Raw genomic sequence first — 21,227 nt, 5'->3', positions numbered from 1 at the left:
GAATGTCGCACCATCGTGGATTGCAGCCCGTTGTCTCTCGGATTGAGCAGGGAGAACCGCGGCCGACTTTCTATTTGTCGGCCATGTGGTTTTCCTACCCGAGGCCCTGGAGCGGCAAACCGGAATATTTTCCTCCGCCGGTCGGCAGGAATGTTTTTTCGCGCTCATTTCCGAGGAGCGGGCCGCCGCGTCCAGTCGCGGTTCCAGTTGAGCCACATGTCCCGTACGGTCTGGTGCACTTGGGAGCCGCCGGCGCGCAGCTCGGTGGTGAACGCCTGGACCGCTTCCCTGCCCACCAGCCGCGCCCCGCCGGTGAAGTAGGAGCCCCGGACGTGCCGCGGTGAGCGGTACTTGCCCCACAGCAGGATCTTCATCAGCGGCCAGAGGGTGAACACCCCGGACGGACAGCGGTCGTCGGGGTCCAGGGTCCCCCACACCGCCGGGACGAGGCCGCTCTCGCCCAGCACCTCGTAGATGCGCGCGATGGTCTGCTCCTTCGTCGACTCGCCCGCGCGGTAGGCGAGTACGGCGTCCCGTGACTGGTCGAACATCCGCTCCACCCAGGGATTGTCCATACCCTGGAGCCCTCGGTACGGCGGCTGCTCCAGCGTGTCGAAACAGGCCGGGTCGTGCGTCTTCTCGAACGTCACGGCGGCCTGGTTCTGGGCGTTCGTGCCGTACAGCGTGGTGATGGTCCACACGCGGTTCCAGGCGTTCCACAGGTCGAAGTCGTCGAACGCGATGTAGCTGCAGGACACCAGGTCGTCGTAGAACCGGAACATGCGCTTGGTCCAGTGGTCCAGGTACGCGAACCGGGCGGTGTCGAAGTCGTCCTGGCGCACCGCGTCGATGAGCCGGTGACTCAGCGCGTTCAGCGCCATCACGGTGACGGCGAGACCGCTGGAGAAGAGCGGGTCGATGAAGTCACTGGCGTGCGGCAGCAGGCACCACCGGTCGCCGACGACCTTCTGCGAGGCGAACTGGGTGCGGTCGGTGGACACGTACGGCCGGACCGCCCGCGCCCGCTCGAACTGCCGGGCCACACTGGGGAACCGGCGCACGTACTGCCAGAACTCCTCCTCCGCCGAGATGTCCTCCGGCCGGGGGTGCTGGTCGAGATCGAGGTTGATGCCGACGCTGCACAACTGGTTCGTGCTGGTCGACTGGTTGTCGAACGGGATGACCCAGAACCAGCCGCCCGGGAACATGTGGTGGAGCGTTCCCTGGCTGAACGGGCTGGGCATGCCGTGCTGTTCCCGCGAAGGCGCCACGGCGTCGAAGGGGCGCACGTCCACCATGTGCGTGAAGATCGTGCGCGACCTCGTGCGGTAGGGCGGTTCCTGCCGCAGCCCGAGGCGCTCGGGCAGGACGGCCCGCATGCCGCCGGCGTCGACCACGTACGAAGCCCGGAAGGTGCCACGGTCCCGGGTGACGAGAGTCGCGCCGTCCTCCTCGAACTTCACGTCGTCGACCATGGTGTGGGTGTACGCGGTCACGCCGTAGGACACGGCGACGTGGAACATGTACGCGTCCACGTCCTGCCGGAAGTAGTGCGAGTCGGGACCGAGCGGGGGTCCCCAGGTGGGGTACTGGGTGCACTCGTCGGGCCGGGTGGGCTCGCCTTCCCGGTGGTAGATGAAGCTGAAGTTCCGCTTGACCCCGCTGTTCGACGACACGTGGCGGCGCAGTGCCGCGTTGGTCGCCAGGTGCTCGAGCTCGGGGACGTCGTAGCGGCGGGCCAGGACCCGGAGGCCGAACGTGGTCTCGGGGACGGTGGACTCTCCGATGGCGAACCGGGGGTGGCCGCTGCCTTCGAGCAGCAGCACGCGCACGCCGTGACGTGCGAGTACGGTCCCCAGCATCGTCCCGCCGATGCCGCCTCCGACGATGGCGACATCGAAAACACGCTGGTCTTCTTGCATGTCTGCGGTTCCTTTCGCGACGGGAAGGGCGAGTCGCCGGGCTCCCGGTCACCGGTGGGTGACCGGGGAGCCCGGCAGCACCCGGCGCAGCCCGCAGGCCACCACCCGGGCGGAGAAGGACACGGCGAACCAGGGGGTGGGCGCCAGCCCGGCCAACAGGCGCCGGTCACCGGGCACGTGCCGCTCGCCGCGCCCGGTGACGTCCAGCCACACGCCGAAGTGCAGCAGTCGCGCCTCGGGCCCGGCGTCGTGAGCGGGGAACGGCCGCATGTGCTCGCGCACCGCACGCGTGAGGGTCGTGCGCCGCACCGTGCCCACCTGGTTCCGGGCCAGGAAGAGGTCGAGCAACTGGGCGGAGCGGCACGGGAATCCACCGCGACCGAGCGGAGTGCGCCCTACCAGCCCGGCGTCGTGGAACGCCGCGGCGGCCAGCAGGCCGACCCGGTCGTAGTCGGTTCCGTGGGTCCGCGCACAGGCGTCGGCCAGCAGGAACGTCCGCAGGGAGTGCACGGCGACGTGGGGTGGCAGGAGCAGGCACATCTCCGTCAGCGCGGCCCCCGCGAGAGGGTGCCCGAGCAGCTCCGCGAGGGCCGGGCGGCCGAGCAGAGGCTGCCATGCCTCGGGCAACGCCCTCGACAGGTCGGAGTGTGAACTCGCCCCGCCCCCACCGGGATCGGGGACCTCCGGCATCTCGGGCCCTGCGGCCATGGCTCAACCCCCCTTGCCTCGCGACGTATTGGCTGTGTCCGTCTCACCTGTCTTTACGCTCGGGCCGCCCCTCGCCCCCCGGCCCCCGTTTCACAACGCTCCTTCCGCGTAAGCGCGTTGGCGTACAACCGACGGCGCGCGGTACCGGTATCGCGCTCCGGGCGTACGTTCCGGCCGCCCATTCGGAACCGTGGCCTGTTCGAATGAATGAGCCCTACTCACCCGTTGTGGGGGTGCGGGCGCGGGTGACGGCCAGGAGGATGCGCCCTGCGCTCCCACTGGTAGAGGATTTCTGTAGTAAACCTCGTGAGGTTCGGGGAGTGTTCAGGGCAGGACCGAATCTCGCCTGTGCTGAAATGCGGTGTTGGTATGGTCAATTTCCCGATCACCGACGATTTGCTACTTCCGGCGGAAATCGATGCGTCATCTCTGACGGATGTTCCCGAAGGGCCGCCCGAGGAGATCCTGCTGACGGGAGCCACGGGATTCCTCGGCGGTTTCCTGCTCGCCGACCTGCTGGATGCCACCGACGCTCGAATCCATTGCCTGGTGAGAGCGGAGTCGGCCGCTCAGGCCCGGGAGCGGCTCGCCGGTCAGTTACGCGCCCGGGATGTGCCGGAGCGCCACATGTCCCGGATCGACGTCGTGGTCGGCAGCCTGGCGAAGCCGCGGTTCGGCTTGACCGACGAGGAGTTCTCGGGCCTCTCGCGCGGCATCGACGCCATTTACCACTGCGGTGCTTGGGTCAATCTTCTGGCGAGTTACCCGATCCTGCGCGGCTGCAATGTGTCGGGGACCCTGGAAATCCTGAGACTGGCGACCCGTACCCGCCGAATTCCCGTACATTACATCTCGACGATGGGGGTGATCCCGGCGGCCCGAGAGGCCGGGACCGGTGTCTCCGGTTACTGCGCCACCAAATGGGTCGCCGAGCAGTTGGTCGCGCAGGCCGCGGACCGTGGATCGCCCACGATGGTGCACCGGCCCGGTGTGATCCTGGCGGACTCGCGCACCGGCCTGGTGGGGACGTCGGACTGGTTCGTCCACCTGACGACGGCGAGCATCCGCGCCGGCTGCGCCCCCGACCACCCCGGTCTCCTGCCGGTGGGCACGGTCGACTTCACCAGCCGTGCCATCGTCGACCTGTCCCTGAGCCGGCGTGCCCGAGGACAGGTGTTCCACGTGATCGATCCCCAGCCGCTGCCCTTCCGGTCGTACTTCCAGGGCTTCGCGGACGCGGGTGTCGACCTTCCGCTCGTTCCGTTCGACACCTGGCTGGAGCGGCTTCGCGACCTGGGCGACGAGGTCCCCCGCAGCACCCTGCGGCTGGCCGGCGAGACCCTCCGGCAGATGATCCCGGCACCGGGGCAGGACACCGCCGGCCGCACCGCGGCGTCCGCGCACCGCGCCCCGCCCGTGCTCGACTCCGAATACTTCCGCAGGATGCTCGCCTTCCTGAGCCGCGACGCCATGCTGCCCGCCCAGTGACCCACGCGCGGTCCTCTCCTCCCCTCCCTCCCGTCACCCCTCCCCGCACCTCATCAGCTGGAGTTTCCGCATGTCCCCTTTCACCCTGCAAGACCTGGTGGCGATGGTGGCCGAGATCGCCGGCGCCGAAGCGGCCCGGGCGATCTCGGAGCAGTCGGCCGACGCACCCTTCACCTCGCTGGGGTTCGACTCGATGGCCGTCATCGAACTGGCCGAGCGGATCCAGGAGCGCTACGGCGTTCCCGTCCCGGACGAGGCGGTGCACGACCTGCGCACCGTCCGGCGGACCCTCGACTACGTGAACGGCCAGGCAGCCGTCGCCGCGGCGGACGGAGCCCACTGATGGCCCGGGGCGCGGGACGGCTGACAGGCATCGGCGCCTACCGCCCCGGTGGCCTGCTCACCAGCGCCGAACTCGACACCAGGTTCGGCCATGACGAAGGCTGGATCGAGCAGATCACCGGAATCCGCACCAGGTTGAAGGCCGACCCCGACGACACCTTCGTCGAGATGGCCGCGCAGGCGGCGGACAAGGCCCTGGCCCACGCGGGAGTGCTCGCCGAGGACCTGGACTGTGTCCTGTTCTCCTCCGCCAGCAGCGTCGGCCAGGCATCGTGCCGGGCGGCCAGTCTCACCCACCGCATCGGAGCCGGCCGGGCCGGCGGGTTCGACCTCAACGGCGGGTGCGCCGGGTTCAGTTACGGGCTGACCCTGGCCTCCGGACTCATCGCCGCACAGCAGGCGCGTCAGATCCTGGTCGTCGCCGCCGAGCGGCTGAGCGACATCACCGACCCCGACGACTGCGGGACCGTCATGATCTTCGGCGATGCCGCCGGGGCCGCGGTGGTCAGCGCCGCGGAGCACGGCGGGATCGGACCGGCGGTGTGGGGAACCCACGGCCCTGGTGAACCCTGGATGACCAGCGCCCCGCCCAAACCCGATGCCGCCCGCCCGTACATGCACATGGACGGCACCCGGGTGGTCCGCTGGTTCGGTTCGCACATGCCGCAAGTGGCCCGGGACGCACTCGACGCGGCCGGGCTCACCTGGGACGACATCGGCGCCTTCGTGCCGCACCAGTGCAATGGGCGGCTGATCGACGCGATGGTGCGCCGACTGCGCCCGCCCGCGCACGTGGCGATCGCCCGCAGCATCGTCACCGACGGCAACACCAGTTCGGCGTCCATCCCGCTGGCTCTGGAGTCGCTGCTCGCCTCGGCCACCGTACGGCCCGGCGACAAGGCGCTGCTCCTGGGCTTCGGCGCCGGGCTGACCTGGTGCGCCCAGGTGGTCGAACTTCCGTAAGGAGCACCTCATGAACGTCACGTCCGCGTCCCCCGCGGTCGACCTCGGGCCCGCCGGCGAACCCGAAGCCGGTGTCGTGGCCCGTCCCCTGTCCCGCCTGTCCGACGCCGATCTCGGCACCCTGCTGATGATCCGCCACTTCGAACTGGCCGTGCTGGAGCTGTTCTCCCAGGGCCGGCTGCACGGCACCACGCACACCTGCCTCGGCCAGGAGTACATCCCCGTCGCGCTCTACCCGCTGCTGGACGACGGCGACTACGTCTTCAGCAACCACCGCGGACACGGCCACTACCTGGCCCGCTTCCACGACCCGCACGGGCTGCTCGCGGAGATCATGGGGCGGGCCGGTGCCGTCTGCCACGGTGTCGGCGGCAGCCAGCACATCTACCGCGACCGCTACCTGTCGACCGGCGTACAGGGCCAGAGCCTGCCTGTCGCCGTGGGAGTCGGCCTGCACCTGAAGCGGGCCGAGCCGGGCCGGATCGCGGTGGTCCACATCGGCGACGGCACCTGGGGCGAGGGTGCCGTGTACGAGGCGCTCAACATGGCGCAGCTGTGGCAGGTCCCGGTGCTTGTCGTGGTGGAGCACAACGGGATCGCCCAGTCGACACCGACCGAGCGGCAGATGTCCGGCACCGTCGCGACCCGGGCGGCGGCCTTCGGCGTCGGCCACCTGCGGATCGACTCCGTGGACGTGACCGACGTACGCGCCGCCCTCGCCCCCGTGGTCGAACAGGTCCGCGACCGGCACCGGCCGTACGTGGTCGAGTGCGTCACCCACCGCGTGGGCCCGCACAGCAAGGGGGACGACACCCGCGCGGCCGAGGTCCGTGAGCGAGCCGCCCGGCACGACTGGTACCGCCGCTACCGACAGGACCATCCCGCACAGTCCGCCGCCGCCGACCAGGCACAGGCGGAGGCCGTCGCCGCCGTCGTACGAGAGGTCGGCGCGCGTCCGGCCTCCCGATGGGAGGCCCGATGACCAGGCGCCAGCGCGTGGCCGAGAACCTCAACAGCGCACTGCACCACCTCCTCGGCGCCCACTCCGGCACCTATCTGATCGGCGAGGACGTCGCCGACCCCTACGGGGGGGCGTTCAAAGTGACCCGGGGGCTCTCCGGCCGCTTCCCGGACCAGGTGCTCTCCTCACCGCTGAGCGAAGGCGGTATCGCCGGCGTGGGCGCGGGCCTGGCCCTGGCCGGCAACCGGGCCGTGGTCGAGATGATGTTCTCGGACTTCGCCGCGCTCGCCTTCGACCCGCTGCTGAACTTCGCCGCCAAGTCCGTGTCGATGTACGGCCGCAGGGTCCCGATGAGCATGGTCGTCCGCTGCCCCACCGGCGGCAACCGGGGGTACGGCCCGACGCACAGCCAGAGCCTGCAGAAGCACTTCCTCGGCATTCCCTCGCTGCACCTGCGGGAAGTCTCCCCGTTCCACGACAACCAGCACGTACTGACCGCGATGCTCGACCGCGCGGAGCCCGGTGTGCTCTTCGAGGACAAGGTGCTCTACACCCGCGCCATGTACCAGGCGGGGGTCGTGGACGACCTCTTCCGCTACGAGGTGCTGGCCGATCCCAGCGAGACCGCCCGGGTGTTCGCGCCGGACTGCGGGCCCCCTGACTGGATCGTCCTGGCCCCGGGCGGGCTCACCGAACGGGCCGTCACCGCTCTGCGCACCCTGCTCCTCGAAGAGGAGATCACGTGCGAACTGCTGGTGCCCTCCCAGCTCTACCCCTTCGACACCAAGGCGCTGCTCCCGGTGCTGTCCCGTGCCGACCGCATCTGTGTCATGGAGGACTCCACGGCCGACGGGACCTGGGGCGAGCTGCTCGCCCAGCAACTCCACGAGCAGCTGTGGAGCCGCCTGGCCCGCCCGGTGCTGCCGCTGAGCGCCGAGCCGAGCATCGTACCGACCGCGGCGCACCTGGAGCACGGCGTGCTGCTCCAGCCGTCCACCATCCACCGCGCGATCACGGAGGCGATGAAGTGATCGGCATCGAGCTGCCCACGCTCAACACGAACGACTCCAGCTACACCCTGGTCGAGTGGCTCGTCCCCGACGGCAGCAGCATCGAGGGCGAGGAACCGCTGGCGGTCGTGGAGACCTCCAAGGCCAGTGAGGAGATCGAGAGCACCGGCTCCGGAATCCTGCACGTCCTCGTCGGCGCCGACCAGGAGTGCCGGCCGGGGCAGACCATCGCCTATCTCTTCGAGTCGGCCCAGGAGCGCGACTCCTACCGGGCGTCGGCCGCCACCCCGGCGGCCACATCCGCACCCCCCGGCGCGGAGCTGAGCATCACCAACGCGGCCCGTGAGCTCGCCGACCGCCACGGCGTGTCCGAGGCCGAGCTGCGCGGTCTCGGACGCACGGTCGTCCGTACGGCCGATGTCGAGGCCCTGGTGCGGCGGGCCGCGTCGGCGCCCGCCTCCCCCGAGCGCCAACTGTCCAAGCGGCAGCGGACGGTGGGGGCGGTGGTGACCGAGTCGATGCGGACCGTTCCGGCCGCGGCCGCCTACGCCAAGGTCGACGTCGGACAGGCGGAGGAACTGGCCCGGCAGCTGTCCGAGCGCACCGGCAGTTTCGTCTCCCTGCCCGTCCTGCTGATCAAGGCGGTGGCGCGCCGGCACGCGGCACATCCTCTGATGTTCGCCGCGCTCACCGACGACGGCGCGGTGCGCGAGAGCGAACGGGCCCATGTGGGCGTCACCATGGACGCGGGCCGAGGTCTGTACACCCCGGTGGTGCACGACGCCGCCGAGCTGAGCAGCGACCGGATCGCCGACCTGCTGACCGGCTTCCGGAGCAAGGCGTTCCGGGGCACGTTCCAGGCCGCCGAACTCGCCGGGGCCAACATCATGGTCGCCCCGCACACCACCGAAGGCATGGTCCTGGCCACCCCCATCGTCTTCCCCGGCCAGACCTGCGTGATCTCCATCGGCGCCGTCGACGACCAGGTGCTCCTGGACGCACAGGGCACTGTTCGCACCCACCGGTTCGTCCACCTCGGCCTGGTCTACGACCACCGGGTGGTCAACGGCAGGGACGCGATGGCCCTGCTCAAGGACGTCAAGGAGGAGCTGGAGGCACCGGCCGCGCTCGGCTGACCGCCGACCCGCCACCACGGAACCCCGCCACACGGAACCCCACGACCCCCGGGGTGCCGCCCGTCGGACTGGAAAGGACACCCCTGACATGACCACCGACACCACACCCCACAGCCGCGCCTACGACCTGCTCACCTCGGTTCTCAGCGACAAGTTCGAAGTGCCCCCCGAGGCCATCGTCCCCACCGCGACCTTCGAGCAGCTGGACCTCGACTCGCTGGCCGTGGTGGAGCTCTTCGTCGTACTCACCGAGGAACTCGGCATCGAAGTACAGGACGGCGAGGCCGACCCGGACCTCACCCTGGCCGGCGTGGCCGACCTCATCGCCGAGGCCGTCAAGCCGTGACCGGCGCCCGTCCCGACGTCGCCGTCACCGGGATCGGCCTGGTCACTCCGGCCGGCACCGGCCGCGAGGCCACCTGGGACGGCGTGTGCGCGGGCCGCCCCACCGCCCGGCACGTCCCCGAACTCAAGGGCCTCCCGGTCGACTTCGCCTGCCTCGTACCGGACTTCTCCCCCCGCGGTCACGTGCCCGGCTCACGCCCCTGGCAGTACGACCGCTTCACCCAGTTCGCCCTCTACGCCGCCCTGGAGGCGGTCTCCGACGCCGGCCTGGACCCGGCCGACTGGGACGCGGACCGCGTCGCGGTGGTCTTCGGCAGCTCGGCCGGCGGCACCGGCACCATGCTGGAACAGCACCGCAAACTGCTCGAACTGGGCACGGCACGCGTCTCACCGCTGCTGCTGCCGATGTTCCTGCCCAACATGGCCACCGGACAGCTCACCATTCACCTGCGGGCGCGGGGCCCGGCGCTGTGCACGGTCACCGCCTGCGCCTCCGGCGCCACCGCCATCGGCACCGCCCTGCAGCTCCTGCGCTCCGGGGCCTGCGACATCGCCGTCGCGGGCGCCTCCGACGCGGTCGTACAGCCCTTCTGGGTCACCGGCTTCGACCGGATGGGCGCGCTGTCCCGGCGCGGCGACGACCCGCCGGCCGCCTCCCGGCCCTTCGACACCGCCCGGGACGGCTTCGTCATGGCGGAGGGCGGTGCGGCCCTGGTCCTGGAGCCGGCGCGTGCGGCCAGGGCCCGCGGACGCCCCGGCTACGCCCTGCTGGCGGGCTACGGAGCATCGTCCGACGCCCACCACCCCGTGGCACCCGACCCCGAGGGCAAGGGCGCCGCCCTCGCCGTGCGGCGGGCCCTCGACGACGCCGGCGCCCGCCCCGCGGACGTGCAGCACATCAACGCGCACGGCACCAGCACGCCGCTCAACGACGCCGCCGAGGCCCGTCTGATCCGTCGCCTCTTCCCTCACCAGCCCTCCGTGACCTCGGTCAAGGGCACCCTGGGCCACCTGCTCGGCGCGGCCGGGGCGGTCGAAGCGGCGATCACCGCCCTGTCCGTGGCCCACGGCCGGGTGCCGCCCGTGGCCAACCTCGAGAAACAGGAAGGAGACGCCGAGATCAACGCCGTCACCGGCACCAGCCGGGAGCAGCCCGTCGACCTCGCCCTGAGCCATTCCTTCGGCTTCGGCGGTCACAACGCCGTACTCGCCTTCAGAAGCTGCCCCACCGAACCGGCCCGGGAGCCGGCCGCTCCTTCACCGTGAGCATCTCCAAACGGCGCCACTCCCCAACGAAAGGGAGAAGACCATGAGTTTCCTCAACCCCCGTATCCCCGGTGCCAACTCGGACAACGTCGTCACGGATCTCACCGAGGCGCCGCACCGCGTGGGGGCGGTCGTGCAGGCCGGCGGGGCGCAGGTCATCGCCACCGTCGACGTACAGGCGGGAGCGGACGACTGGAACGCTCCGCCGAGCGAGGAACATCCGCGTCCGGTGGTCCTCGTGCACGGCACCTTCGGCAACCGCGGCTACACGTGGAACACGGCGACACCCCTGCTGCGGCAGCACGGCCACCGGGTCTTCCGGCTCGACTACGGCCAGCACGGCAACCCGGTGATCTTCGGTCTCGGCGACATCAAGCACTCGGCCCGCCAGCTCGCCGACTTCGTCGACGAGGTCCTGCGCCGCACCGGCGCCCAGCAGGTCGACCTCGTCGGCTTCTCCCAGGGCGGCATGATGCCGCGCTACTACCTGAACGCGCTGGGCGGCGGGCCCAAGGTGCGCAACTTCGTCGGCATCTCACCCAGCAACCACGGCGTGACCGCCCAGGGGCTGATGAACCTCGCCCGCCAGATCCCCGGCGCGGTGGAACTGCTGGAGCAGGGCGCCGTCGGGGAGGTCGTGCCGGCCTGGCCGCAACTCCAGCACGACCACCCCTTCCAGCGCGAGCTGGCCGATCTCGGCGAGACGACGGAGGGCGTCCGCCACACCGTCATCGCCACCCAGTACGACGACGTGGTCACTCCGTACACGTCGTGCGCCCTCGCGAAGACCGAGGGTCGCTACGTCAACAACATCGTCTTGCAGGACATCGACCCGGACGACCACACGCCGCACGTGAGCATGCCCTACAACGCGACCGTGCTGAAGGAGGTCCTCAAGGCGCTGGCCGACTGAGCCCTGCTGCCGTCCAGGAGAACGCGGGCGACCAGCGCCGGGTCGTCGTTCATGGGGACGTGGCCGCAGCCGGGCAGCCGTACCAGCCGGGCGCGCGGGATGGTGCGCTTGGCGCGTACGCCCTGCCGGGGCACGAGCAGCCGGTCCCGGCTGCCCCACGCCACGGTGACGGGGATGCCGGGCACGTCGTCGGTGAACAACACGCTCCGGCCGGCCCGCAGGGTCTCGGCGAACCCCTCGGCGTGCGCGAGCGCCAGCGTCTCGGCGACCACGGCATCGGGGGAGCGCCGGCCGGGACGGGCGTAGATCGTGCTGGTCAGTGTGGTGCGTCCGACGGCCGTGCGGGACAGCCGCTCGACGAGCGGGAGCGGCAGGCTCCGCGCCGTACGGCGCATGCCCGTCAGGACACCGAAGGCGTAGTGCCGCTCGGCCCGCGTCCAGAAGCCGGCCGGGGACAGGGCCGTCACCGACCGCGCCAGGTTCTCCCGGCCCAGCTCCAGGGCCAGCAGACCGCCCAGCGAGTTGCCCGCCACGTGGGGGCGATCGAGGCCCAGCGCCGCGCAGAAGGCGCCGAGCACCGCGCTCGTCGTGGGCAGGTCGTGCGGCAGCCCGGGCGGCAGTGCGGGCGACTCCCCGAACCCCGGCAGGTCCACGGCTATCACGTCGCGTTCGGTGGCGAGGATGTCCACCACCGGGTCCCAGGCCTGCCGGTGGTGACCGATGCCGTGCAGCAGCACCAGCGGCTCGCCGGTGCCCACGCGCGCATAGGCGAGGGTGAGGTCCCGCGGACCGTGGGCGGTGGGGGCCGTGAACGAGAGCGTTGCGGACATGGGGCTCCTTGTCGGGAACAGGTGTTCCGGGAACGGGTGCACGATGACGTCGCGTAGACAGCTTGTCAGCAATAGCTACCGACGGGTAGCCCCGGGTCCGCCACGACCGATTCCGTCTGGACACCGCCGGACGCGTCCGCTGGGATGGAGGGGTGACCACCGACACCGCGACCGACGTCTTCGAAGCACACCGGCCCGTCCTCCTGGGCGTCGCCTACCGCATGCTGGGCCGCCTGGCCGACGCGGAGGACGTGGTCCAGGAGGCGTGGCTGCGCTGGTCCGGCGCCGACCGCTCCGCCGTGCGTGAGCCGAGGGGCTACCTGGTGCGCGTCACCACCCGTCTCGCCATCGACCGGCTGCGCCAGGTCAAGTCGCGCGGCGAGACGTACGTCGGCCCGTGGCTGCCCGAGCCCTACGTCACCGACTTCGGGAACGTCGTGCCGGACACCGCGGAGCGGGCCGTCCTCGCCGACTCGGTGTCCCTCGCGGTCCTCGTCGTCCTGGAGTCGCTGTCGCCGCTGGAGCGGGCGGTGTTCGTCCTCAGGGAGGCGTTCGGCTACCCGTACGCGGAGATCGCCGCCATGCTGGAGCGCGGCGAGGCCGCGGTGCGCCAGCTCGCGGGGCGCGCCCGCAAGCACGTCGACGAGCGGCGGCCCCGCTACGACGTCGACCCGGCGCAGCGCCGCGATCTCACCGAGCGCTTCCTCGCCGCCGCGGCCGACGGCGACCTGGCCGGCCTGCTGGCGACGCTCGCGCCCGACGTCCGGCTGGTGGGCGACAGCGGCGGCCGGTCCAAGGCGCCGCTGCGCGTGCTGGAGACCTCCGACAAGGTGGGCCGCTTCCTGCTCGCCGTCGCGCAGCAGGGCGTCCCCGACGCCACCTTCCACTTCCTGGAGCTCAACGGCGGCCCCGCCCTGCTGGTCCGCTCCGGCGGGAAGCCCGACTCCGTCGTCCAGGTGGACGTCGCGGACGGCCGCATCCAGGCCGTGTACATCATGCGGAACCCGGACAAGCTGGTCTCCCTGGCCGACGCTCCCTAGGCCGTCCACGAGGCGGCTCGCGGCCCCGGTGTCCGTCCCGTGACGGGTGCCGGGGCCGTTCTGCGCGCGGGATTGGTCTTGACCAAGGGGGTGGGGCGTTTTATGGTCGCAGAGAACTGCAACAACCTTTAATAAACAAGGGCGTCAAAACGCCGCCGGACCACGGCGATTGCGGAGGACAGGGTGGGGACCACGCAGTTGGAACCGGTGCCGGAGCCGAAGTACTGGCACCTCAGGACCGTACTCAGCGAGGCCCTGGACTCGGAGTTCGAGGTGGGTGAGGTGCTGCCCAACGAACGGGACCTCGCCGCCCGCTTCGGCGTCGCCCGCGCGACCCTCCGCCAGGCCCTGGAGCAGCTCGAACTGGAGGGCAGGCTCCAGCGCCGCCGCGGCGTCGGTACGACCGTGGCCCCGCCCCGGGTCGGCGTGGCCGTCGGTACCCGGGAGCACACCTGGCCCGGAACGGCCGACGACGCCTGGCACCCGGCCGACTGCCACCTCGCGGCACCTCCCGCGGCCGTCGCCGAAGCGCTGGGGACGGACCGCGACGAACCCGTCCACACCGTCCGCCGCTCCCGCGTGAGCCACGGACAGCCCGTCGCCGCGGAACTGCTGTACATCCCGCCGTCCTCGGTGCCCGACCTCACCGCCATCGACGCGCCCTCCGGCCCCGCACGCGCGCGTGCCGTGCTGCGCGAACTGCAGCGCGGGAAGCTGGAGCGGCAGGAGAGCGCCGTCGAGCTGGGCTCGGCCGGCGCGGACGACGCGAAGGAACTGGACCGCCTCCCGGGCGCGCCCGTCCTCGTGGTCACCACCCGCTACCTCACCGAGGGCCGCACCGCCGCCCTCTCCGTCGCCACCTACCGCGCCGACACCTGCCGGCTGACCTTCGGCGACTTCGGCGACGTGGAGATCCACCACGGCCCCCAGACCCAGGCCTCCTGACCGACCCGGTCAGCGGCGGGCCGTGGCGCCCTCGACCGCGAACAGCTGCTCCTCCACGTGGTCGAGGGCGAGCCGCAGCGCACCCGTCGCCACGGCGGCCTCGCCGAGCAGCGACAGGGCCACGCGCGGCGGACGCAGGCAGTAGCGGGCCAGCTCCCGGCGCAACGGCTCCAGTACGCCGTCGAGCCCGGCCGCCCAGCCGCCGATGACGACCATCTCGGGATCGAGCGCCAGCGCCAGTGCCGCCACGTCGTGCACCAGCCGCTGGATGAAGCGCTCGACCGCCGCGCGGGCCCGCTCGTCTCCCTCGCGCGCCTCGGCGAAGACCTTGGCGACCGCCTGCTCGTCCAGCGGGTGCAGTGGCTGGTCCGTGGTGGACAGCAGCGTCTCCGGCGTCACGTCCCGGCCCAGCAGATGCAGCGCGCCGATCTCCCCGGCCGCCCCGCCGTACCCCCGGTGCAGCCGGCCGCCGATCAGCGCCCCCGCCCCGGGACTGAGCCCGGCCAGCACGAACACGATGTCGTCGCACTCGGTGGCGGTCCCCTTCCAGTGCTCGGCCACCGCCGCAGCGTTCGCGTCGTTCTCCACCAGCACCGGGCACTTGAAGGACCGGCTGAGCCGCTCACCCAGGCCGAGACCCGTCCACCCGGGCAGCGCCGTGCCCAGGCGGACCGTGCCGTCCGCCTCGACGATGCCGGGCGTGGCCGCGCCGACCGCCCGCAGCGAGCCGCGCGCCACACCGGCCCGGCGCAGCAGCTCGGCGACGGCCGTGCGCAGCCGCTCCAGCCGCTCGTCGGCCGGCGCGTTCTCGTCCACGTCCTTGGCCTGGGCGCCGATCACCCGGCCGTCCAGGTCGGACAGGAGCGCGGCGACGCGGTGCGGACCGATCTCCAGGCCCAGCAGGTGTCCCGCCTCCGCCCGGAACCGGAACCGCCGCGCGGGCCGCCCCTGCCGCCGGGCCGTACCCTCGTCGGCGGCCGCCTCGACGACCAGACCGGCCTCGATCAGCCCCTCGACCACGCCCTCGACGGTCGGCCGGGACAGCCCCGTCACCCGGGTGATCTCGGTCAGCGTCGCGGAGTCCGTCGCACGCAACGCGTGCAGCACCACGGCGGAATTGATCCTCCGCAACAGCGACGGGTCCCCGCCGGTCAGGCCTGCCAAGGTCCGTCCTCCCAGCTCGTGCGCGTGTGGGCCGGATGGTACTCGGCCCGCCGGACCCCGGCGAGCGCCGGTCTCCGATTCCCGGCCCCGCGGGGCGTCCTCACCCGGGTGCCACGAACCCCGACTCGTACGCCGTGATCACCGCCTGAGTGCGGTCCCGCGCCCCCAGCTTCGCCAGTACGGCGCTCACGTGCGACTTCACCGTCTCCGTGCCGACCACCAGCCGGGCGGCGATCTCCGCGTTCGACAACCCCCGCGCCATCAGCCGCAGCACCTCCCCCTCCCGCTCGGTCAGCCGCGCCCGCTCCAACTCGGCGCGGGCCGCCCGGTTCCCGCCGCCGGCGCCGTACTCGGCGGCCAGCTGCCGCACCGAGGCGGGGAACAGCAGGGACTCGCCCTCAGCGATCAGCCGTACCGCGTGCACGATCTCGGCCGGGCGGGCGCGCTTGAGCAGGAACCCGTCGGCGCCCGCGCGCAGCGCCTCGTACACGTACTCGTCGTTCTCGAAGGTCGTCACCACGAGGATCTTCGGCGGTTCCGCCACCGTCCGCAGCAGCGCGCGCGTCGCCTCGATGCCGTCCAGCAACGGCATCCGGACGTCCATGGCGACCACGTCCGGCCGCGTCTGCCGCACCAGCGGGACGACCGCCGCCCCGTCGGCCGCCTCACCGACCACCTCGATGTCCGGCTGCGCCTCCAGCACCGCCCGCAGCCCGGCGCGCACCAGCGGTTCGTCGTCGACGAGCAGCACTCTGACCGGCATCCGCCCAGCGTAGATCAGCCCAACGGCAGCTCCACGCGCACCTGCCAGTCCCCGGCGCCGTCCGGTCCCGTGTGCGCCCGGCCGCCCAGCAGCGCGGCCCGTTCCCGGATGCCGCGCAGCCCGGTCCCGCGGCCCGGGGCGGCCCTGTCGTCCGGCAGCGGATTGTGCACCGCGAGGGTGAGGGCGCCCTCGGCGACCCGGACGCGGACCAGGGCCGGCACCTCGCCGGCGTGCCGCAGTACGTTGGTCAGCGCCTCCTGGAGGATGCGGTAGCCCTCCCGGGAGACCGGGCCCGGCAGGGTCTCCAGCGGTCCGGTGAACTCGGCGTCGACCGTGGCTCCGGAGGCCCGCGCGGACTCCAGGAGCCGGTCGGCGTCGGTGAGTGTCGGCCTGGAGCTCGCCGGCCGATCCGACTCCCGCAGCACGCCGAGCACCCGCTCCAGATCCTCCAGCGCGGCCCTGCCCGTCTCCTCGATCGCGGTCAGGGCCCGGTCGGTGAACTCCGGGCTGTTCGCCGCGCGGGCGGCCCCCGCCTGGACGACGGCGACGGTCAGCGCGTGGCCGATGGAATCGTGCAGCTCGCGGGCGATGCGGGTGCGCTCCAGGAGTCGCTCGGTGCGTTCTTCGAGGGCATGGAGCCGTTCGGTGGCGGAAGGCCCGAGCAGCGCACGGGCCCCGGCCGTGGCCAGGGCGCCGAGGCCCACCACGGCGCCGTACAGGGCGAGGAGGGGGAGCGGCGTGAGGAGGGCGTACGCCCAGTGCGGTGCCGCGTCCCGCAGCAGCGGTATGTCGTCCACCCGTTCGCCCACGGCGCGCCGGACCAGCTCGACGGCGAGAATCGGCAGCCAGACGCAGACACCCGTGGTCAGGGCGCCCAGCAGCATGCGCAGCTCCAGCCACACCACCGTGCGCACCCGGTCCCGCCAGTTCGCCGACGGGGCCACCGAGAAGGCGGCGTCCTCGTGGCCGGGCGTGAGGAGCAGGCGGGCCTGCACGCCCTCGCCGGTCCGCACCGCCGGGACGAACCCGATCGGGACCAGCACCACCGCCGGCACCCACAGCGTCGTGTCGTCGATGAGCGCCCACACGCTGACCACCAGCATGGGCACCCACAGGTGCAGCAGCCGTGTGTACGTCGTCCCCCGGCACAGCGGACGCAGAAGGCGGGTCATTCCGTCATCGTGTCAGCCGCCACCGACACCGGACCTCCCCCGCACGGGGGAGACGATCTCCACCGGCGGGGGAGGCGCCGCCCTCGCACCGACCGGCACGCTGCTGACATGACCAGCATCGACGTCCAGAACCTCACCAAGGAGTACGGCACCCGACGAGCCGTCGACGACCTCACCTTCACCGTGCGCCCCGGCCGCGTCACCGGCTTCCTCGGCCCCAACGGCGCCGGCAAGTCCACCACCATGCGGCTCGTCCTGGGCCTGGACCGGCCCACCTCCGGGACCGCGACCGTCGGCGGACGCGCCTACACCACCCTGCACGAGCCGCTGCGGCACGTCGGCGCCCTGCTCGACGCGGACGCCGCCCACGGCTCGCGCACCGCCCGGAACCACCTGCGCGTCCTGGCGGCGAGCAACCGCCTCCCCGCGCGGCGGGTCGACGAGGTGATGGAGGAGACGGGCATCGCGTCCGTGGCCCGCCGCCGGGTGAGGACGTACTCCCTGGGCATGCGCCAGCGGCTGGGCATCGCCGCCGCGCTGCTGGGCGACCCCGAAGTGGTGATGCTGGACGAGCCGTCCAACGGGCTGGACCCCGAGGGCATCGTCTGGATCCGCGGGCTGCTGCGCCGGATGGCGGTCGAGGGGCGCACGGTCCTGGTCTCCAGTCACCTGATGAACGAGACCGCGTCCTTCGCCGACCACCTGGTCGTCCTCGGCCGGGGCCGCCTGCTCGCCGACACGCCGATGCGGGAGTTCGTCGACGCGCGCGTGCGGCCCCGGGTGCGCGTCCGGACGCCGGACGCGACCGCGCTGAAGGCCGCTCTCGCCCGGCACGGCCACGACGCCGTGGAACACGACGACGGCCACTGGACCGTGGACCACGCGCGCGTGGAGGACATCGGCCGGATCGTGTCCGGCGCGGGCGTGCCCCTCCTCGAACTGGCCGCGGACGAGGGCACGCTGGAACAGGCCTACCTCGACCTGACCGCCACCGAGACCGAGTTCGCCGCACAGCCCCAGGAGGCCTGACCATGAATCTCGCGCCCGTCCTCCGCGCGGAGGCGCTCAAGGTGCTCACCCTGCGCTCGCTGTGCGGCACGCTGGCGGCACTGTTCGCCGCCACCACGGCGTTCTCCGCGCTGGCGGGGGTGTCCGACACCTCCGACCCGGACTTCGACCCGCTGTTCACGGCCCTGTCCGGAGTCATGCCGGGCCAGATCGCGGCCGTCGCCTTCGGAGCCGTCGTCCTCTCCAGCGAGTACCAGGGCAACGGGATCCGGCTCACCCTGGCCGCGGTTCCGCAGCGGGGGCGGTGGTTCACCGCGAAGCTGGCGGTCGTCGCCGTACCGGCCCTCGGGGTGGGGCTGGCCACCGCACTCGCCGCCCTGCTCGCCGCGCGCGCGGGCCTCGGCACGGCGGCGGACGCGCTCACCGTCGGCGAACAGGTCCGGGGCGTCGTGGGCTGCGGGATCTACCTCATGCTCATGGCCCTGTTCGCGGCCGGACTCACCGCCCTGTTCCGCAGCGGCGTGGCCACCCTGTCCACCTTGATCCCGTTCATCCTGATCGTCTCCTTCGTGATCGGGGACGCGGCGGGCACCGCCGCCGACTTCCTGCCGGACAAGGCCGGGCAGACCATCCTTTACCAGACGCACGAGGGAACCCTGGGGCCCTGGACGGGGCTCGCGGTGACCGCGCTGTGGGCGGCGGCCGCGCTCCTCGCTGGATTCTGGCGGCTGCGCCGCCGGGACGCCTGACGCCCCGCCAATTGTCAGTGGCGGCGGGTTTACTGGACACATGAACATCGCGCGGCACCTCGCCCTCGTCGACGAGCTGTGCTTCCGGCCCTTCCCGGCGGAGCACGGCCCGTCGGACGAGGGCACCGCGGCTCCCGGGTACTTCACGGCGGTGCTGGAGAGCAGCCACGGCCTGGGCGGCCGGGACCCGGGGGAGCGGGCGGCGACGGTCGAGCAGTACGAGAAGGTCAGGGACGCTCTCTACGAGCGACTCGCCCCGCGCTGGGGCCGGACGGACCCCTACAACCTGCAGACGGTCCTGCTGCGGACCGAGCGTGAGGAGATACCCGAGCCGTGGGCCGGCCTGAGCGCCCGCGCGCGGGTGGCCGACCTCTGGGAGGCCGAGGGCACCGGCCGCTGGGTCGCGGTGGCCGTCGCCGACCGCGACGAGACGGACGAGGTGCGGCTGCTGGCGGTGGTCACGCAGGAAGCGCCACCGTGACCGCCCCGCCTACACCCGCGGCTCCGCCGCGACCCGCAGCCGGGCGAACTCCTCCGCCATCGTCTGCGCCGTCCAGTGCGCGTTCAGCCCGCTCGGGTTCGGCAGCACCCACACCCGGGTGTCGCCGAACGTCCGCTCCTGCGGCCCCACTTGAGCGTGCCGCTCGTCGAACGCGGTCCGGTACGCGGTGACACCGACCACGGCCAGCCAGCGGGGACGCAGCCGCGCCACCTTCGCGGCGAGCAGCCGGCCGCCCTCCCGGTACTCCTCGGCCGTCAGTTCGTCCGCCCGTGCGCTGGCCCGCGCCACGACGTTCGTGATGCCGAGCCCGTAGGAGGGCAGCTGGTCCTGTTCCGACGGCTTCAGCAGCCGCGGTGTGAACCCGGACAGATGCAGCACGGGCCAGAAGCGGTTGCCGGGACGGGCGAAGTGGTGGCCCGTCACCGCCGTCATCAGGCCGGGGTTGATGCCGCAGAACAGCACCCGCAGACCGTCCGCGACGACGTCCGGCACGAGACGGTCGCGGGCGGCCTCCAGCTCGGCCCGGGTGAAGCGGGTCAGAGGATCGCTCCGGGGGCGTAGCCCGCGGCCTCGGGGTGCCGCTTGACGATCTCCTCGATCCGGCCGACGACGACACCGACCTGGTCGGCCGCGGCGCCGGTGAAGGAGAGCTTGTCGGCCATCAGGGCGTCCAGCGAGGCACGGTCCAGCGGAATGCGGTCGTCGGCGGCCAGCTTGTCCAGCAGCTCGTTGCGCTCGGCGCCCTGCTCGCGCATGGCCAGCGCGGAGGCCACCGCGTTCTCCTTGATGGCCTCGTGCGCGACCTCGCGCCCGACACCGGCCCGCACCGCGCCCATCAGCACCTTGGTGGTGGCCAGGAACGGCAGGTAGCGGTCCAGCTCCCGGGCGACGACGGCCGGGAAGGCACCGAACTCGTCGAGCACGGTCAGGAAGGTCTCCAGCAGCCCGTCGAGGGCGAAGAACGCGTCGGGGAGGGCCACACGGCGCACCACCGAGCAGGACACGTCGCCCTCGTTCCACTGGTCGCCCGCCAGCTCACCGGTCATCGAGGCGTAGCCGCGCAGGATCACCATCAGGCCGTTGACGCGCTCGCAGGAGCGGGTGTTCATCTTGTGCGGCATCGCGGACGAGCCGACCTGGCCCGGCTTGAAGCCCTCGGTGACCAGCTCGTGCCCGGCCATCAGCCGGATGGTCTTGGCCAGCGAGGACGGCGCCGCGGCCAGCTGCACCAGCGCGGTGACGACCTCGTAGTCCAGGGAGCGCGGGTAGACCTGGCCGACCGAGGTGAAGGCCTGCGAGAAGCCGAGGTGCCCGGCGATCCGCTGCTCCAGCTCGGCGAGCTTGCCCGCGTCGCCGCCGAGCAGGTCCAGCATGTCCTGGGCGGTGCCGACCGGTCCCTTGATGCCGCGCAGCGGATAGCGGCCGAGCAGCTCCTCCACCCGGCCGTGGGCGACCAGCAGCTCGTCGGCGGCGGTGGCGAACCGCTTGCCCAGCGTCGTGGCCTGCGCCGCCACATTGTGCGAGCGACCGGCCATGACCAGCTCGGCGTACTCGCCGGCCAGCTTGCCGAGGCGGGCCAGCACGGCCACCGAGCGGTCCCGGACCAGCTCCAGCGAGAGCCGGATCTGCAGCTGCTCCACGTTCTCCGTGAGGTCCCGGGAGGTCATGCCCTTGTGCACGTGCTCGTGCCCGGCGAGGTCGTTGAACTCCTCGATCCGCGCCTTCACGTCGTGCCGGGTGACCTTCTCGCGCTCGGCGACGGAGGCCAGGTCGACCTGGTCGAGGACGCGCTCGTAGTCGGCGATCGCGGCGTCGGGCACCTCGATGCCCAGGTCCTTCTGGGCCCGCAGTACGGCGAGCCAGAGCTGCCGCTCGAGCCTCACCTTCTGCTCGGGCGACCAGAGGGTGGCGAGCTCGGCGGAGGCGTAGCGTCCGGCGAGGACGTTCGGGATGCGGGGCTTGGCGGGAGCGGAAGTCACGTGTACGGATTCTACTGGCGA

Annotated in this window: 22 protein-coding genes; 14 read left to right on the top strand and 8 right to left on the bottom strand. The window is 72.2% G+C overall.

What is annotated here, in order from left to right; all coding sequences use genetic code 11:
* Positions 1-164 precede the first annotated feature (164 nt).
* Both ACZ56V_RS18245 and ACZ56V_RS18240 read right to left on the bottom strand, forming a co-directional pair.
* Positions 165-1,922 (bottom strand): NAD(P)/FAD-dependent oxidoreductase, encoded by a 1,758-nt coding sequence (locus ACZ56V_RS18245; RefSeq protein ID WP_468943358.1) that lies wholly within the window; start codon positions 1,920-1,922, stop codon positions 165-167.
* 48 nt (positions 1,923-1,970) lie between these two features.
* Positions 1,971-2,630: a hypothetical protein gene (locus ACZ56V_RS18240; RefSeq protein WP_467381486.1), complete on the bottom strand. Its 660-nt coding sequence runs from the start codon at positions 2,628-2,630 to the stop codon at positions 1,971-1,973.
* Between the two features lie 348 nt (positions 2,631-2,978).
* On the opposite strand from ACZ56V_RS18240, the gene ACZ56V_RS18235 reads away from it, so the two are divergent.
* The 9 genes from ACZ56V_RS18235 (at position 2,979) to ACZ56V_RS18195 (ending at position 11,054) form a co-directional block, all read left to right on the top strand.
* Positions 2,979-4,118, top strand: a complete 1,140-nt coding sequence (locus ACZ56V_RS18235; protein WP_468943355.1) for a thioester reductase domain-containing protein — start codon at positions 2,979-2,981, stop codon at positions 4,116-4,118.
* A gap of 70 nt (positions 4,119-4,188) precedes the next feature.
* Positions 4,189-4,461, top strand: a complete 273-nt coding sequence (locus tag ACZ56V_RS18230) for an acyl carrier protein (protein WP_398912058.1) — start codon at positions 4,189-4,191, stop codon at positions 4,459-4,461.
* Positions 4,461-5,423, top strand: coding sequence for a ketoacyl-ACP synthase III (locus ACZ56V_RS18225; protein ID WP_398912057.1), 963 nt, complete (start codon positions 4,461-4,463; stop codon positions 5,421-5,423). The genes ACZ56V_RS18230 and ACZ56V_RS18225 overlap by 1 nt, the downstream gene beginning before the upstream one ends.
* Positions 5,424-5,433: 10 nt before the next feature.
* Positions 5,434-6,405: a thiamine pyrophosphate-dependent dehydrogenase E1 component subunit alpha gene (locus ACZ56V_RS18220; RefSeq protein ID WP_398912056.1), complete on the top strand. Its 972-nt coding sequence runs from the start codon at positions 5,434-5,436 to the stop codon at positions 6,403-6,405.
* Entirely contained in the window at positions 6,402-7,415 is a 1,014-nt protein-coding gene (locus tag ACZ56V_RS18215; RefSeq protein WP_468943351.1) for an alpha-ketoacid dehydrogenase subunit beta, read from the top strand. The genes ACZ56V_RS18220 and ACZ56V_RS18215 overlap by 4 nt, the downstream gene beginning before the upstream one ends.
* Positions 7,412-8,530, top strand: a complete 1,119-nt coding sequence (locus ACZ56V_RS18210) for a 2-oxo acid dehydrogenase subunit E2 (protein ID WP_398912053.1) — start codon at positions 7,412-7,414, stop codon at positions 8,528-8,530. Before ACZ56V_RS18215 ends, ACZ56V_RS18210 begins: the two co-directional genes overlap by 4 nt.
* An 88-nt stretch (positions 8,531-8,618) precedes the next feature.
* Entirely contained in the window at positions 8,619-8,876 is a 258-nt protein-coding gene (locus ACZ56V_RS18205) for an acyl carrier protein (RefSeq protein ID WP_356365348.1), read from the top strand.
* On the top strand, positions 8,873-10,141 hold the full coding sequence (locus tag ACZ56V_RS18200; protein WP_398912052.1) for a beta-ketoacyl-[acyl-carrier-protein] synthase family protein: 1,269 nt from the start codon (positions 8,873-8,875) through the stop codon (positions 10,139-10,141). Before ACZ56V_RS18205 ends, ACZ56V_RS18200 begins: the two co-directional genes overlap by 4 nt.
* A gap of 43 nt (positions 10,142-10,184) precedes the next feature.
* Positions 10,185-11,054: an esterase/lipase family protein gene (locus ACZ56V_RS18195; protein WP_398912051.1), complete on the top strand. Its 870-nt coding sequence runs from the start codon at positions 10,185-10,187 to the stop codon at positions 11,052-11,054.
* Here the strand turns inward: ACZ56V_RS18195 and ACZ56V_RS18190 are convergent.
* Positions 11,006-11,884, bottom strand: coding sequence for an alpha/beta fold hydrolase (locus tag ACZ56V_RS18190; protein ID WP_467381475.1), 879 nt, complete (start codon positions 11,882-11,884; stop codon positions 11,006-11,008). The two genes, ACZ56V_RS18195 and ACZ56V_RS18190, sit on opposite strands and share 49 nt — an antisense overlap.
* Before the next feature lie 152 nt (positions 11,885-12,036).
* Here ACZ56V_RS18190 and ACZ56V_RS18185 point away from each other — a divergent pair, with 152 nt between their 5' ends.
* Positions 12,037-12,924 carry an RNA polymerase sigma-70 factor gene (locus ACZ56V_RS18185; protein WP_468943348.1) on the top strand — a complete coding sequence of 296 codons (888 nt, stop codon included), beginning with the start codon at positions 12,037-12,039 and terminating at the stop codon, positions 12,922-12,924.
* A gap of 183 nt (positions 12,925-13,107) precedes the next feature.
* Positions 13,108-13,869 carry a GntR family transcriptional regulator gene (locus ACZ56V_RS18180; RefSeq protein WP_398912048.1) on the top strand — a complete coding sequence of 254 codons (762 nt, stop codon included), beginning with the start codon at positions 13,108-13,110 and terminating at the stop codon, positions 13,867-13,869.
* A gap of 9 nt (positions 13,870-13,878) precedes the next feature.
* On the opposite strand, the gene ACZ56V_RS18175 is transcribed toward ACZ56V_RS18180, so the two are convergent.
* From ACZ56V_RS18175 to ACZ56V_RS18165, 3 genes are all read right to left on the bottom strand, one after another.
* Positions 13,879-15,033, bottom strand: a complete 1,155-nt coding sequence (locus ACZ56V_RS18175) for an ROK family transcriptional regulator (protein ID WP_356365336.1) — start codon at positions 15,031-15,033, stop codon at positions 13,879-13,881.
* Between the two features lie 100 nt (positions 15,034-15,133).
* Entirely contained in the window at positions 15,134-15,796 is a 663-nt protein-coding gene (locus ACZ56V_RS18170; RefSeq protein ID WP_356365334.1) for a response regulator transcription factor, read from the bottom strand.
* A gap of 14 nt (positions 15,797-15,810) precedes the next feature.
* Positions 15,811-16,968 (bottom strand): sensor histidine kinase, encoded by a 1,158-nt coding sequence (locus ACZ56V_RS18165; protein WP_468943343.1) that lies wholly within the window; start codon positions 16,966-16,968, stop codon positions 15,811-15,813.
* A 108-nt stretch (positions 16,969-17,076) separates the two neighbouring features.
* Between ACZ56V_RS18165 and ACZ56V_RS18160 the strand changes: the two genes are divergently transcribed.
* Genes ACZ56V_RS18160 through ACZ56V_RS18150 form a run of 3 tightly spaced genes read left to right on the top strand, consistent with a single transcriptional unit; the run spans position 17,077 to position 19,206 of the window.
* Positions 17,077-17,997 carry an ATP-binding cassette domain-containing protein gene (locus tag ACZ56V_RS18160; protein ID WP_468943341.1) on the top strand — a complete coding sequence of 307 codons (921 nt, stop codon included), beginning with the start codon at positions 17,077-17,079 and terminating at the stop codon, positions 17,995-17,997.
* A 2-nt stretch (positions 17,998-17,999) separates the two neighbouring features.
* Positions 18,000-18,725 (top strand): ABC transporter permease, encoded by a 726-nt coding sequence (locus ACZ56V_RS18155; protein WP_467381469.1) that lies wholly within the window; start codon positions 18,000-18,002, stop codon positions 18,723-18,725.
* 40 nt (positions 18,726-18,765) lie between these two features.
* Positions 18,766-19,206 carry a hypothetical protein gene (locus ACZ56V_RS18150; RefSeq protein WP_398912042.1) on the top strand — a complete coding sequence of 147 codons (441 nt, stop codon included), beginning with the start codon at positions 18,766-18,768 and terminating at the stop codon, positions 19,204-19,206.
* Positions 19,207-19,215: 9 nt separating this feature from the next.
* On the opposite strand, the gene mug is transcribed toward ACZ56V_RS18150, so the two are convergent.
* Entirely contained in the window at positions 19,216-19,719 is a 504-nt protein-coding gene (mug, locus tag ACZ56V_RS18145; protein WP_468943337.1) for a G/U mismatch-specific DNA glycosylase, read from the bottom strand.
* A 44-nt stretch (positions 19,720-19,763) separates the two neighbouring features.
* Entirely contained in the window at positions 19,764-21,206 is a 1,443-nt protein-coding gene (gene purB, locus ACZ56V_RS18140; protein WP_467381467.1) for an adenylosuccinate lyase, read from the bottom strand.
* Positions 21,207-21,227: the final 21 nt, after the last annotated feature.

Source organism: Streptomyces sp. NPDC034099, assembly GCF_055575415.1.
This window is presented reverse-complemented; position numbering and strand designations above follow the sequence as displayed.